The sequence below is a fragment of the Streptomyces sp. NPDC006458 genome (genome assembly GCF_040612135.1).
Taxonomy (GTDB): domain Bacteria; phylum Actinomycetota; class Actinomycetes; order Streptomycetales; family Streptomycetaceae; genus Streptomyces.
Map to the genome: position 1 here is coordinate 318575 of NZ_JBEXPR010000003.1, position 13689 is coordinate 332263.

A 13689-nucleotide genomic window follows, 5' to 3' on the forward strand; every position below is an offset into this window, starting at 1 on the left:
TCTTCCTCCCAGACTGCCGTCGGCTCTGTGCGACGCAGACGCTATCCGAAATCGTTTTCATTTCCAATAGGGCGGTTTTCCGGTAGCGTGCGGAGCCCCACAGCAGGAGAGGCGGAGTCCGGTGGCAGAACTGACGCGAGATCAGAGGATCGGTCCCTACACAGTGCGGCACGCGAGAACCGCGGACCTGTCCGGCGCCCGAAGCGTCATGCTGGACACCTTCTACCGGGAGTTCGACTACGGATACGTGCCGGACTGGCACCCCGATGTCATCGATCTGGAGGGCACCTATCTGCGGGATCCGAGGCACACACTCGTCGTGGCCGTGCGCGACGACGGCGAGGTGGTCGGCACCACCGCCCTCAACTCACGCGGCCCCGCCCACCCACCACACCCGCGAAGCCTCGTCGAGCGCTACCCCTCGGGACGGACCGCCCAACTGTTGCGCGTGTACGTACGCCCCGGGCACCGGCGCCACGGGCTCGCCCGCGCGATGGTGCACACCGCCTGCGCCTTCGCCGCGACCGTCCCCGGATACGAACGCGTCTACCTGCACACCAACGTCGACATCCCCGGCGCGGAAGGCTTCTGGCGCGGCATGGCCACCGAGGTGTTCGACGCCCGCCCCACCGGAGAACACGGTGGATTCGGAACCGTCCACTTCGAGATCCCGCTCGAAGAGTTCGCTGCGACGTCGTCCGCCGCCACGTGAGAACCGCCCACTCCACCGTCCGCCGGGCCAAGCATCGGGCGGCCGCCCGAGCCCGCGGTACTCACGACGACCCTCTCGCGGGACGCGGTGTCCACGGGCCGGGCCAGGCCCCTGATGTCACGCCCCCTGTTCAGTGCGGTAACGCGAGGATGACCCCAAGCCCCCCATTCCCTAAGGTAGTTGCACCTATCGGATGAATGCACAAGGCGCCACGGCGCGAGCCTGGTGATCGCGGGTACGGGGGGGGTACCAATGGGACAGCGAGTACGACACGTGCGAGCACGACGACGACGCCGGGGACGTTCCCCCGGCTGACTGCCGCACCTGTCTTCCGTGCCGTCCCCCGGGCGAGGGCGCGGTGTGATGTGGTGGCTGGGCTGGCTGGTCCCGGTGATCGCCGCGCACCGGATATGCACGCCGACACGCCCTGACCGGGTCGTCGACCGCGCGGTGGAGAGAGTCCAGTTCTGGCGAAACGTACTCGGCCTCACCCTGACCGTCGCCACCTGGCTGGCCTTCGGGCTGGTCCCCTTGCGCGAGATACCCGGCCAGTTCGGGCTGAGCCTCGCCTACGGCTTCAGTGCCGTGCAGCTGATCTTCTATGCGGCCTTGTTCGCGGTCGCGATGACACCCAAGGGCCGGAAGTGGGCCGCGACGGTGCGGTGGCGCGGCCCGTTCCTCGCCTTCGTCCTCTCGTTCACAGCGTGGATCGTCTTCGCGCAGACAGATCTCTCCGACTGGCCGCCGAATTCACCCGGGTCCGCCGTATGCGGCCTCTGGCTGGCCCTCTTCGGCGGATACGGAGGCCTTCTGCTCGTCCTCAACGGAGGACGTACCGCCGACATCAACGACGGACTGCCGGCCATCCTGCCCATATTCTCCCTGCTCGCCTTCTCCCTCCTCGCTCGGGGACCCCATGTACGACAAGGTCTCCATGCCGGTCCGCCTCGTACTGGGCCTCACCGGCCCGCTGACCCTGCTCCTCCTGGCCCGCTGGCAACTGCGGCGCCTTCGCGTGGTTCACGGCGTGCGTCTGTCGGACATGTGGCACCGGGCCTGAGGGCGCGTGACCGCTCCCGCCGTCACTCGGCGCGGAGCCGATGCGCCGCCGCGTCCCGGACTCCGACCGGTCCGCGAAGCGTCGACGGACGGTCCGCCAGAAGGTGGCGCGGCCACTGCGACTGGTCTCACTCACAGAAGGAGCGGCAGCGCGAGCGCCACCTCGGACTCCGGGTCATATTGGACTGGTACCCGTATATCCCCGTCGGCTCAGGGAGGGTTCTTGACCGGGAAGGTCCGAGGTCCGCGGATCGTGGTCGTCATGGGCGTGTCGGCGTCCGGGAAATCCACCGTCGGCGCCCGAGTGGCCCAGCGGCTCGGTGTGCCCTTCCTGGAGGGCGACGACCTGCACCCCGCCGCCAATCGCGCCAAGATGGCATCCGGGCACCCCCTCGACGACGGCGACCGCGGTCCGTGGCTGGCGGCTCTCGCCGACCGGGTCCGAGCGGCCGCGGCCGGTGAACTGGGCGGCGTCGTCTCCTGTTCGGCCCTCAAACGCGCCTACCGAGACCACCTGCGCGGCACGGGCGCCAACCTGTACTTCGTGTATCTGGCCCTCGATCACCGGCTGGCGGAGCAGCGCATCGCCGGCCGGCAGGGGCACTTCATGCCACCGTCGTTGCTGGACTCCCAGTACGAGATACTCCAACCGCTGGAGGCCGACGAGCCGGGCGTGACCATCGACGCGTCGGGAAGCCGGGAACAGGTGCTCGCGCTGGTGGTGCAGGACCTGGTCCGGTCGGCCGAGTAGCGGGACCGCGTCCGCCGGATCATGCTGCGCCCTATGGAACTGGTCCACTTCCGCATGGTGATGCCGCCCTCGCTCACCGGGGCGGCCGTCGACCTGCTCGCTTCACAGGGGGGCGTGTTCAACCGTGTACGCCCTGCTGGGGCTGGGGTTCACGGACGAGGCAAAGGCCTTCACCCAGTGGCTCGCCGACCGCGTCAGGGAGCGCGCCGGAAGCGCCGGGGACACCGGTCCCCTGAACATCATGTACCGGGTGGACGGCTCCTCGGACCTGATCGAGGAGACCCTCGACCACTGGGCGGGCTACGCGGGTTCCTCACCGGTACGGATCGGCAACGGGGCCGCCGAACAGCCGCAGTTGGACATCTACGGCGAGGCCCTCGACAGCATCTACTTCGCGCACCGGCACGGTCTGCAGGTGGGACACCACGGATGGAACGCGCTGCTGACCAATCTGGACTGGCTGGTGGACCACTGGGATCGGGCGGAGGAAGGGCTGTGGGAGACCCGTGGCGGCCGGGAGCACTTCACCTATGGCCGCGTGATGTCCTGGGTGGCCTTCGATCGCGCCCTGCGGCTCGCAGAGTCCAACGGCCGGCCCGCGGCCGCCGAACGCTGGCGGGTCGCACGCGACGACTGCTACCAGCAGGTCATGTCAAAGGGCTGGAGCGAGGCACGCCAGGCCTTCGTCCAGCACTACGGCAACGACGTCCTCGACTCCTCGCTGCTGCGCATGGCGACGGTCGGGTTCATCACCCCCGACGACCCCCTGTGGACGTCGACGCTCGCCGCCATGGAGCAGGAGCTGGTCAGCGACAGCCTGGTCTACCGGTACAACCCCGAGGCCTCACCCGACGGCCTGCGCGGCTCTGAAGGCACCTTCTCCCTGTGCACCTTCATGTACGTCGACGCTCTGGCACGCGCGGGCCACACCGACAAGGCACGGCTGGTGCTGGAGAAGATGATGGGGTACGCGAACCATCTGGGTCTGTACTCCGAGGAGATCGACCCGACGGGCCGTCAGCTCGGCAACTTCCCGCAGGCGTTCACCCATCTGGCCCTCATCGACGCGGCCATCACCCTGGACGCCGCTCTCAACCGTGCCTAGCCCGCGCCGGGACGCCTGAGCAGATACCTCCCGTGCGCCGGGACGTGTCAGCGCGCCGGCTTCCCGTCCGTACGCCGGGAGGTCGGCGCGCCGAGTCCGTGTGCCTGGCGAGTCAGCCGAGCCGCTCGATGAGGTGGTCGCCCACCCGGAGGGCATTGGCCATGGCGGTCAGGGACGGATTCACCGCCCCGATGCTCGGGAAGAAGCTCGTGTCGACGACGTACAGGTTGTCGACGTCGTGCGCCTTGCAGTTGATGTCCAGGGCGGAGGAGGCCGGATCGGTGCCGAAGCGCACCGTGCCGGCCTGATGGGCGGTCGCGCCGATGGGCATGCCCTTGTGCAGGTAGATGCTGTGCGACAGCAGGTGATGCTCGTGCATCCCGAGATGGCCGAGCATGTGCTGGAGCTTGTGCCGCAGGCGGGACAGACCGGCGGTGTTGTGGTTCTCGTCGAGCGCGAGGCGCACCCGGCCGTCGGATTCCAGAGTGACGCGGTTGTCGGGCAGTGGCAGGTCCTCCCCGCACAGCCAGAAGTCGACGGCGTGGTGGGCCAGGACCTCGAAAGGCATGTCGGGTGCCACCGCACCGGCCCAGCGCGGGGCCTCGCCGTGGATCTGCTCGGCGTCCGACTTGCCCAGCATCTGGATGCCGCCGAGGGGGTAGTCCCAGTCGTCCGCGCCGAGGTACCAGTCGTGCAGGGCGAGGGTCTTCTGGAACTGGGTGTCGTTGGGTTCCTTCGACACCGCCATCAGCGCCAGGTTGTTGTGGCGCATGTAGTGGCGGCCGACCACGCCCGAACTGTTGGCCAGCCCGTCGGGGTGCCGGTCGCCGGCCGAAGCGAGCAGCAGCACGGCCGAGTTGACCGCTCCGCAGGCCACGACGACGATATGGGCCGAGAAGCGGGCCTGCTGCCCGTCCGCGAGTTCGGCGACGACGGCCGTGACACTGCGCCCCGTCGGATCGGTTTCCAGCCGTGTCACCTTGGCGTTGGTGACCATCTCCACGTTCGGATGCTCCAACGCCGGTTCCACGCAGACCACTTCGGCGTCGGACTTGCCCCGCACGAGACAGGGGAAACCGTCGACCCGGTTGCAGCGGATGCAGACGCTGGAGTGGACGGCCCCGCCGAGCGCGTTCTGGGTGAGGTCGACACCGATGGGCAGATGGAAGGGGTGCAGTCCCTGCTTCTCCAGGTCGTCGCTCAACTGCTGGATGCGTGGCTCGTGTTCGACCGGCGGATAGGCGTACTGCTCACTGCAGGACCCTTCCCAAGGGTCCTCGCCGTGCCTGCCGTGCACTCGGTAGAGGTGTTCCGCCTGGGTGTAGTACGGCTTCAGATCCTCGTAACCGATCGGCCAGGCCGGGGAGATGCCGTCGTGATGAGTGATCTCCCCGAAGTCCTCCGGACGCAGCCGGAACAGCGCGGCGCCGTAGAACTTGGTGTTTCCGCCGACGTAGTAGTTGACCTCGGGCGGGAACTCGTTGCCGTGCTTGTCGAGCCAGAACTCAGGCGCCCGGTACTTTCCCTTGACGAACACGGCCGTGGAGTCCCAGTTGTCACGTTCGCGCGGCAGATAGTCACCTCGTTCGAGGACGAGAACGCGCTTGCCGGACGGGGCGAGGCGGTGAGCGAGCGTTCCCCCGCCCGCACCGGTGCCGATGATGACGACGTCGTACTGGGGGGAGTCGTCCATGACGACCACCATCCTTGCCAGCTCGGTCTTGTGCCCCCTGGACCACCTGTCGAACCTGATGTGTCTCGGAGACCCGACCGGTCTCCCGCCCCTTTTCGAAGTTATACGCAACCAGGTGGTGCGGCATCCGCAGCAGGGCGGGGACCGGGTCACAGCACGGCGATCGGGTTGACCGGTGAGCCCGTGGCCGCCTGGAGCCTCAGCGGGGCGACCACGCACAGGAACTGCCAGCGGCCCAGTTCCTCACAGACCGGCACCAGCGCCTCGAAGTCCAGGTAGTCCAGCAGATGCAGGCCCATCGCGTGCACCGCCAGTACGTGCACGGGATAGGCGATCCCCTCCACCGCGCTGGGGGCCGCGTCATTGTTGCCGTCCGACCCCAGGACGGCCACACCCCGCTCGGCCAGGAAGCGCATCGCCGCCGGGTGCAGGCCCGCCCGCGCCGGTGCGGGGTCCCAGGCGCCGAGGTCGCGCCGCCGTCGGCGGTGTCCCACCCGCACGAACAGCAGATCGCCCGGTCCGACCGTGACCCGCTGAGCCTCCTCGGCGGCCATGAGATCCTCCGCGCTCACCTGGTCGCCGGCCTCCAGCCAGGGCACGCCCCCGAGCCGGGGGATGTCCAGCAGCACCCCGCGTCCGACGATGCCGTCCGCCACCGCGTCCAGCGTCAGCTCGCGGGCTCCATCCGGCGTCACCGTGCTCGCCGGGACCCCGCCGAACAGCTCACCGTCGAAGATCACATGGCACAGTGCGTCGAGGTGGCTGTCGGCGTCGCCGTGCACGTTCATGGCGAACCGGTCGCGGGCGAAGTGCAGTCCCCGCGAGACGTTGTCCCCGGCTGCCGGCGCGATCATCCAGTGGGACGCGGGTTGCGGGTCGTCCGGTCCCGGCACGGTCTGGACGGGGGCGGCGAGCGAGACGGCGCGGCCGGTGCGGACCTCGCCGGCGGCGGCCGCCACCCTCTCGGGAGTGAGCCGGGCGAGCGCTCCGCGACGGCTGTCCACCTCGCGCGACGACTGCTCGCGCAGCGCGCGGTACAGCTCCCGGAAGGCCGCCTCGGACAAGGGGGGCGGGGTCGGCGAGAGCGCCGGGAACCGCGCGCCCGCGCTCATCGCGACCGGTCGCCCGGCCGAGCTGTCCGGCACCGGACAGCGGGGGCGGACACCGCGGGCGGTGTGCGGGTCGGGTGATCTGTCATGACGCTCCTCCTCGGCGCCCCCTCTCTCACTGTCGTGTCCCGGGGACCGGCGCGCACTCCGGGGTGGCCCGGAGGCCGTCTCAGCCGGGGCGGTCGGAGCGGCCGCGAGGCAGGCGATGTCGTCGTCTTCGGGGATGCCGCGTACGGCCTTGGGCGCACATTGTGGTGATCGGCCCCGACCGCGTCGTACGGCACGCGCTGTTCCGCTCACCGACAGCGCACTTCTCGGCCTGATGACGGCTACGGCCGAACCTGCCGACGCGGGGATCGCGCCCGCGTCGAGGGGCGAGGCGGGCGGTCGACAGGGGCCGCTTCAGCTGTAGGCGGCGAGGAAGGCGGCGACGCCGGCGGTGGCGTAGTGGTCGAGTTCCTCCGGGGTGTGCTGGGGGCTGCCGTGGAACATGGCCTTGTTCACGGGGATCCAGAGCAGCAGGCCGGAGAAGTGGTTGGCGGCCAGATGCGGGTCGCTGATCCGGAGCAGGCCCTCGTCGGCGAGACGCCGGAAGGTCGCCGCCAGGGTGGCGAGAACCCGCTCGAAGCCCTGCGCGTACCAGGAGGCGCCCAGCTCCGGGAAGACATCGGCGTTGGCGATGATCAGGCGCCTCAGTCGCAGCACCTCGGGCCGGGTGAGCACGGTGAGGAGCTCGCCGGCGAGCCGGGTGAGGTTCTCCTCCAGCCGGTCGGCGTCCGCCGGAATGTCGGCCACGAGTCCGACCATGCCCTCCACCTGACCGGTGGTGGCCAGGACGATCTCGGCGAACAGCTTCTCCTTGTCGGCGAAGTGCTTGTAGACGGTCTGCTTGGAGACGGCGGCCAGCTTCGCGATGTCGTCCATGCTGGTCCCCGAGTAGCCCTTGGCCATGAACGCCCGCGTCGCGGCGTCCATGATCGCCGTGTGCTTGCGGGCCGACCGGCTCTGCTCGTTCGCTTCCACGCCGCTCCTCCGTCAGTACTGGACAGTCTAGTTCTGCGTGGCTACTGTAGCGCCTACGACCTCACGAGTACTACACCGTCTAGTTCTGTCCCGGGGAGTGAAATGCGATGGCCCGCATGCTCAATGGCCTGCTGGGCCACCTCGCCGGCCTGTAGTCGGCCTTCTTCGTACTGGCCCGCCACTTCACCTCCCACCACAGGCAGCGCACCTGGGCAGCCGGCTCCCGCCTCGCACCCCTCGGCGCCCTCGTCGGCTTCGCCGGTTCGTCCGCCTCGGCCGCGGCCTTCACCGTCGGCGCCGGACCGGGCCTGCCGTGGTCGGCCGCCGCCACCGCCCGCCCGATCAAGACGTAGAACAACACCACGCCCGTACACCAGCGACAGGAGACCGCGATGACCACGGCACCCAAGGGCCCCGCCAGCTACTTCCCCTCGATCGAGAAGAAGTATGGCCGCCCCATCGCGCACTGGAAGGACCTGATCCGCGCCTCACCCCTGACCAAGCACATGGAGCTCGTCACCTGGCTGAAGACGGAACACGGGCTCGGCCACGGACACGCCAACGCGCTCGTCGCCCATACGCTCGCGGAGGACAGCGCCGAGTAGGACCCCGACGGGCCACCGCCAGGCCATGCGTACGCTCGTACGCATGGCTACGGACCACTTCGCGGGCGATCCGCGCACGAACCTGGAACGCATGCAGGCGGGCGACCTCTACATCGCCGACGACCCCGAGATCGCCCGCCGCCAGCAGCAGGCCGTTCACCTGGCCTCCCGCTACCAGGCCGCCGAGGACGCGGACGCCGCGCGGCCGATCCTCGCCGAACTCCTCGGGGCGCTCGGCGCGGAGGCGCACGTCCGGCCGCCCCTGCACGTCGACTACGGCAGCAACATCACCATCGGCGCGCGCACCTTCGTCAACTTCAATCTCACCGCCCTCGACATCGCGGCCATCACCATCGGCGAGGACTGCCAGATCGGCCCGAACGTCCAACTGCTCACCCCCACCCACCCGCTGGAGCCGCGACCCCGGCGCGACAAGCTGGAAGCCGCCAAGCCGATCACCATCGGCGACAACGTCTGGCTCGGCGGCGGAGCGATCGTCTGCCCCGGCGTCACCGTCGGCGACAACTCCGTCATCGGGGCGGGCGCCGTGGTCACCGGGGACATTCCCGCGAACGTCGTCGCCGTGGGCAACCCCGCCCGGCCGGTACGCGACCTGTAGGGGCCGCCGCCATGGCCACCGGACACATCGACCCCCAGCGCCGCTCCCGCATCCTCGACGCCGCCCTCGACCTGATCGCCGAGGAGGGCATCGCGCGTGTCTCCCATCGGAGGATCGCCACGCGGGCCGGGGTCCCCCTGGGGTCGATGACCTACCACTTCAGCGGCATCGACGACCTCCTCCGTGAGGCCTTCGCCCGCTTCGCCGACCACATCGTCGCCGTCTTCGACGCCCACCTCGCCGCCCCGGCCGACGCGACAGCAGCCCGGCTGGCAGTGGCCGACCTGGTCCACGCGCTTTCGGACGGCAGCCGGCGCGATCTGGTCCTCACCCAGGAGCTGTACACCCTCGCCGCCCGGCAGCCCGCCTACCGCGACCTCACCCACGAATGGATGCGCCGCAGCCGCGTCCATCTGGAAAGGCACTTCGACCCGGACACCGCCCGGCAACTGGACGCCCTCATCGAGGGCCTGACCCTCCACCGTGCCCTGTCCCGGGAACCCCACGGGCGCGCCCTGACGCTCGAAGCGATCGCCCGCATCACCTCGACGGGGGCACAGACCCGCTGACCGATGGCGACGGGCCGGTGACCCGGGATGCGGGCCCACCCGTGCGACGCACGGTGAAGCGGCGCGGGCGCAGGGCCGGTGCCTCAGGTCAGGTGCGCTTGGCAGGCGCGCGCTTGGGCTTTTCGGGTGACGTGGACTTCCGGCTGCGGACGGTCCGCGAAGCCGTCTTGGGTGCGGGCCGGGGCGAACTCTCGGCCGTCGTTGCCTCAGGGGCAGGAGCAGGGGCCGGGGCAGTCGCGGAGGACTTGCGCGTCGGCCACTTCAGCTCGATCTCCAGCTCGATCTCGCCGTCACCGACCTCCACTTCCACCTCGGTACGGAGCTCGTCCGGGATACGCAGGCTCAGCGCTGCCGACCCGAGCTCCAACTCGGCTTCCCCGCCCTTCCTGAGCGCTTCGGCCAGCGCCGCGAGCCGGTCCGCGGCTTCGTGGCGGGACAGTGAGTTCTTCCACTCGAAACTGAGGTCCTTGGCCATGTATCCACCATTCGACGCAAAGTTCGCACAACTGGCAAGACTCATTGTCGTCGCCGGTGCCCGATCCGCATCCCGTCCATCGGCACGGGGCCGACGGGCTCGCTCGGCAAAAGCACCCACACATCGCAGAGGAGGATGATTTTGTGATGGTTGTGCCATATGGGCCCATACTGGAGCTGAACATGTGAAACCCGGCTTGAAGACCGACAGTGGCGGTACGGAAGCAGAGGGATTTGTCATGACTGAGGCGAGCGAAGCGGCCCGCGCCGACCAGGCCCTGAAGGCGAAACACCGTGCGATGTGGTCGCTCGGCGACTACCCCTCCGTGGCATCGACTGTCATCCCCGAGCTGGGGGGCGAGCTGGTGCGGGAGTGCGGCGTCCAGCAGGGCGACCACGTCCTGGACGTCGCGGCGGGCTCCGGGAACGCGGCCATCCCCGCCGCCCTCCTCGGCGCCGACGTCGTCGCCAGCGACCTCACGCCCGAACTCCTTGAGGTCGGCCGCCGCGAGGCCTCGGAGCGCGGCGCCGAGCTGGACTGGCAGGAGGCGGACGCGGAGGCGCTGCCCTTCGCGGACGGCGAGTTCGACACGGTGATGTCCTGCGTGGGCGTCATGTTCGCCCCGCACCACGAGCAGGCGGCCAACGAGATGGTCCGGGTGTGCCGCCCCGGCGGCACCATCGGCCTGATCAACTGGACCCCGGAAGGGTTCATCGGGCAGATGTTCTCCGCCATGCGCCCCTACGCTCCCCCGCCGCCGCCCGGTGCCCAGCCGGCACCCCTGTGGGGCGATCCGGATCATGTGCACTCCCTGTTCGGGGACCGTGCCACCGATGTCGAAGCCCGCCGACAGTCCGTCCACGTCGACGAGTTCGCGCGGCCGGAGGAGTTCCGGGAGTTCTTCAAGGCCTGCTACGGGCCGACCATCGCCACGTACCGCTTCATCTCCGACGACCCCGAGCGGGTGGCCGCCCTCGACGCGGCACTCGACGACCTGGCCGCCCGGCACCTCGCCGACGGCGCCATGGACTGGGAGTACCTTCTGCTCACGGCCCACCGGACAGACGCATAAGCCTCGTTGACCGAAGGGCAGTGGCCGCGGATCGAGCCGCTGCCCCCGGCCGACCTGCCGCCGGGGATGTCCCGCACATCTCACCCGCACGGGTGGCACCGCGTGTGCCCGCGGCTTCATGTCACCTGCCGCGGGGCCTGGACCTGGGACGGGTCCGGGCCCCGCGCGCTGATGGGGTCAGCGGATGTCAGAGGGGAAGTCCACCTCCGAGCAGACCGCCGAGGAGGCTGCTGAGGGTGGCGAGGAGTCCGGAAAGTACGTCCGCGCGAGTTCTCCTGTCAGATCGTTGGAACGGTGACCTGATGACAACCGAGGTCGGCCCGCCCGGGGACGGCTGGAATACGTCTGTCACCCGCACGAGCGTCGAGCACTGCTCCTGTCGCACGCGCCGAGGACCGTGAGTCCTTCCGGCACGGGCAGCAGTCAGTCCACGGGGCTCGGAGGCCGGTAGCCGGGCACGGAGGGCCAGCGGACCGTCAGTACCACGGACTCCTCCTCCGCGAACCAGGAGTGGTCGACGCCTCGGCCCCACACGACGTAGTCCCCCTGCCGGGCCAGGAGAACACTGCGACCGGGCAGTTCCACCCGGAAGCGCCCGCTGATGAGGACCAGCAGGGCGGTGCGCTCTTCGCCAGTCACCCACTGGGCCCGCTCATCGCCCTGCGGGTGGACACCCCATTTGATCTCCACGGCTTCGCTGCGCCGAGGATCGGAGGCGTCCTTGAAATGCCCCAGCAGCCAGCCCCGGTCCAGTGCCGCGTCCTTGCCCGCATTGCCCACGTACACGCTGTCGGTCATGTCTTCGGACGGTAGCGGGGCAGGGCGATCGAGGTGAGGAAGTCGTCCACCATGGAGGTCTGGACGTCCTCGGGGAAGCGGGCCGGGTCGAAGAGGGCCTGGACGACCAGGCCGTGGACGAACGCGACGGCTGTCGCGGCGAGTTGTTCCGGGTCGGCACCGGCAGGCAGCTCGCCGCGGTCGCGGGCGGCCTCCAGGTGGGGGCGTACCGTCGAGCGCAACCGGCGGTAACGGCCGGCCTGTTCGGCGGCGAGGTCCTCGTCGGCGAGCGAGACGTCCCAGGAGCTGACCCAGATGCGGTTGCGGGCCGTGTCGCCCGGGGTGAGCGGCAGGATGTCCAGGAGCATGGCCCGCACGGTGGCCAGTCCGGCGGCGGGTCGCTCGCGGCGGGGCCGCCCCGCGGTGTCCTTCTCCAGCAGGTCCAGGGCGTGCGCGACCAGGTCGCGTTTGGTCCGGAAGTAATGCATGAGCATCCCCGTCGAGACACCCATCGCGGTCGCGACGGCGCGCAGGGTCAGCCCGCCGAAGCCTTTGTCGGCGAGGACCTGCCACACCGCCTCGGACACGTCCTTACGACGGGCTTCTCGGTCTCCAGGTGCAGGGGGCATGCTGCTAGCTTACGTACCGAACGCTTGTTACGTACCAGGAGAGAGCGAGACTCCCATGTTCACCCTGCCGCTCGACGACCTCGCCCGGCTCCGCCCCCTGGAGCCCTGGCACGCGCCGGAGTTCCTGGCCCACATCGACCGCGCCCGACCCCTGGTAGACCCATGGATACCGTGGGCGACCTTCAGTACCGACCTCCAGTCCGCCACCGCCACTCTCCAGCGCTATGCCGACCGGCAGGCCACGGACACCGGCCGGATCTTCGGCATCTGGCTGGAGGACACCCTGGTCGGCGGCGTCATGTTCACCCGCTTCGACAGCGCGTCCGGCGTCTGCGAGATCGGCTGCTGGACGGAGCGCGCCGGGGAGGGACGGGGTCTGGTGAGCCGGGCCTGCCGGGCCCTGATCGACTGGGCCTTCACCGAGCGCGGGATGAGCCGGGTCGAATGGTGGACCGCCTCCGGCAACGCCCGCAGTGTCGCTGTCGCGCGCCGGCTGGGCATGACCCGTGACGGCGTACTGCGGCGGCACAGTCCGCACCTGGGTCGACGGCGGGACATCGAGGTCTGGTCCGTCCTCTCCGAGGAATGGCCCGCCGCCCGCGAAGGGTCCGCGGCCGCGGTGCAGGTCGAACTCGACCGGCTCATGGCCGTGTTCGTCGGCGCCTTCACCAACACCGACGGCCGGCGACCGGACCTCGACGTCATCCGCGACGTCTTCGTCCCCCAGGGGCGCATCATCGCCAACGTCGGCGCCGAGCCGGTGATCTACGACCTCGACTCCTTCATCGAACCCCGCCAGAAGATGCTCACCGACGGCACACTGACCGAGTTCTCCGAGTGGGAGGTCGCCGAGCGCACCGAGATCTTCGGATCGATCGCCCACCGGTTCAGCGAGTACCGCAAGTCCGGCTACCACTACGGCGAGTGGTTCGAGGGCTCAGGTCACAAGACGACCCAGTTCCTGCGCACGCCGGAAGGCTGGAGGATGTCCTCACTCGCCTGGGACGACGTGCCGTCGCCTGCCGCGCACACGGTCGGCGTCGAACGCACTGAGGAACCCGGCGCACAGGGGCGGTGACCTGCCACGGGCCGCGGAGCTGTGCTAATGTTTCGGTGTTGCAGTTGTGGTACCCATGAACCTATGTGCGCCTGACGGGAATGTTTCTCCTGCAGGCGCATTATTTGTTTTTCCGGCGTCTCCGGATGGGGCCCCTGCCTATCGAAGGAGCAGGTCATGGCACAGGGAACCGTCAAGTGGTTCAACGCCGAAAAGGGTTTCGGCTTCATCGCGCAGGACGGCGGGGGCCCCGACGTCTTCGCGCACTACTCGAACATCGCGACCCAGGGCTTCCGTGAGCTCCAGGAGGGCCAGCGGGTCTCGTTCGACGTCACGCAGGGCCAGAAGGGCCCGCAGGCGGAGAACATCGTCCCCGCCTGATCGCCGGACGCGTGTCCGCGCACCGGGGTCCGCACCGTGATGGTGCGGACCCC

At 69.6% G+C, this 13689-nt stretch carries 15 protein-coding genes and 1 pseudogene; 10 read left to right on the forward strand and 6 right to left on the reverse strand.

What is annotated here, in order from left to right:
* Positions 1–208: 208 nt before the first annotated feature.
* From ABZZ79_RS06710 to ABZZ79_RS06725, 4 genes and pseudogenes are all read left to right on the forward strand, one after another.
* Complete coding sequence (locus ABZZ79_RS06710; protein ID WP_356687253.1) at positions 209–712, forward strand: GNAT family N-acetyltransferase; 504 nt, start codon at positions 209–211, stop codon at positions 710–712.
* A 916-nt stretch (positions 713–1628) separates the two neighbouring features.
* Complete coding sequence (locus ABZZ79_RS06715) at positions 1629–1772, forward strand: hypothetical protein (RefSeq protein ID WP_356687157.1); 144 nt, start codon at positions 1629–1631, stop codon at positions 1770–1772.
* Between the two features lie 261 nt (positions 1773–2033).
* Positions 2034–2522 (forward strand): gluconokinase, encoded by a 489-nt coding sequence (locus tag ABZZ79_RS06720; RefSeq protein ID WP_356687255.1) that lies wholly within the window; start codon positions 2034–2036, stop codon positions 2520–2522.
* 121 nt (positions 2523–2643) lie between these two features.
* Positions 2644–3627, forward strand: a pseudogene (locus ABZZ79_RS06725) (glycoside hydrolase family 15 protein); the annotation flags it as partial.
* 112 nt (positions 3628–3739) lie between these two features.
* On the opposite strand, the gene ABZZ79_RS06730 reads toward ABZZ79_RS06725, so the two are convergent.
* From ABZZ79_RS06730 to ABZZ79_RS06740, 3 genes are all read right to left on the reverse strand, one after another.
* Entirely contained in the window at positions 3740–5320 is a 1581-nt protein-coding gene (locus tag ABZZ79_RS06730; RefSeq protein WP_356687159.1) for a GMC family oxidoreductase, read from the reverse strand.
* Positions 5321–5469: 149 nt separating this feature from the next.
* The gene (locus ABZZ79_RS06735; RefSeq protein ID WP_356687161.1) at positions 5470–6384 is read right to left on the reverse strand and encodes a cyclase family protein; all 915 of its coding nucleotides are present in this window, start codon (positions 6382–6384) and stop codon (positions 5470–5472) included.
* A gap of 447 nt (positions 6385–6831) precedes the next feature.
* Positions 6832–7452, reverse strand: coding sequence for a TetR/AcrR family transcriptional regulator (locus ABZZ79_RS06740; RefSeq protein WP_356687163.1), 621 nt, complete (start codon positions 7450–7452; stop codon positions 6832–6834).
* A 392-nt stretch (positions 7453–7844) separates the two neighbouring features.
* Between ABZZ79_RS06740 and ABZZ79_RS06745 the strand changes: the two genes are divergently transcribed.
* From ABZZ79_RS06745 to ABZZ79_RS06755, 3 genes are read left to right on the forward strand one after another with little or no spacing between them, the layout of a single operon-like run.
* Positions 7845–8057 carry a DUF4287 domain-containing protein gene (locus ABZZ79_RS06745; protein ID WP_356687166.1) on the forward strand — a complete coding sequence of 71 codons (213 nt, stop codon included), beginning with the start codon at positions 7845–7847 and terminating at the stop codon, positions 8055–8057.
* 43 nt (positions 8058–8100) lie between these two features.
* Complete coding sequence (locus ABZZ79_RS06750; protein ID WP_356687168.1) at positions 8101–8676, forward strand: sugar O-acetyltransferase; 576 nt, start codon at positions 8101–8103, stop codon at positions 8674–8676.
* An 11-nt stretch (positions 8677–8687) separates the two neighbouring features.
* Entirely contained in the window at positions 8688–9245 is a 558-nt protein-coding gene (locus tag ABZZ79_RS06755; RefSeq protein WP_356687170.1) for a TetR family transcriptional regulator, read from the forward strand.
* 88 nt (positions 9246–9333) lie between these two features.
* Here ABZZ79_RS06755 and ABZZ79_RS06760 read toward each other — a convergent pair whose 3' ends face one another.
* Entirely contained in the window at positions 9334–9720 is a 387-nt protein-coding gene (locus tag ABZZ79_RS06760; RefSeq protein ID WP_356687172.1) for an amphi-Trp domain-containing protein, read from the reverse strand.
* A gap of 238 nt (positions 9721–9958) precedes the next feature.
* Here ABZZ79_RS06760 and ABZZ79_RS06765 point away from each other — a divergent pair, with 238 nt between their 5' ends.
* Positions 9959–10792, forward strand: a complete 834-nt coding sequence (locus ABZZ79_RS06765; RefSeq protein WP_356687174.1) for a class I SAM-dependent methyltransferase — start codon at positions 9959–9961, stop codon at positions 10790–10792.
* Positions 10793–11215: 423 nt separating this feature from the next.
* Here the strand turns inward: ABZZ79_RS06765 and ABZZ79_RS06770 are convergent, their stop codons facing one another.
* Positions 11216–11590 (reverse strand): signal peptidase I, encoded by a 375-nt coding sequence (locus ABZZ79_RS06770; protein WP_356687176.1) that lies wholly within the window; start codon positions 11588–11590, stop codon positions 11216–11218.
* Positions 11587–12198 carry a TetR/AcrR family transcriptional regulator gene (locus ABZZ79_RS06775; protein WP_356687178.1) on the reverse strand — a complete coding sequence of 204 codons (612 nt, stop codon included), beginning with the start codon at positions 12196–12198 and terminating at the stop codon, positions 11587–11589. Before ABZZ79_RS06775 ends, ABZZ79_RS06770 begins: the two co-directional genes overlap by 4 nt.
* Before the next feature lie 55 nt (positions 12199–12253).
* Here ABZZ79_RS06775 and ABZZ79_RS06780 point away from each other — a divergent pair, with 55 nt between their 5' ends.
* Together ABZZ79_RS06780 and ABZZ79_RS06785 are read left to right on the forward strand one after the other, a co-directional pair.
* On the forward strand, positions 12254–13276 hold the full coding sequence (locus ABZZ79_RS06780) for a GNAT family protein (protein ID WP_356687180.1): 1023 nt from the start codon (positions 12254–12256) through the stop codon (positions 13274–13276).
* 156 nt (positions 13277–13432) lie between these two features.
* Positions 13433–13636, forward strand: coding sequence for a cold-shock protein (locus ABZZ79_RS06785; protein ID WP_031161015.1), 204 nt, complete (start codon positions 13433–13435; stop codon positions 13634–13636).
* Positions 13637–13689: the final 53 nt, after the last annotated feature.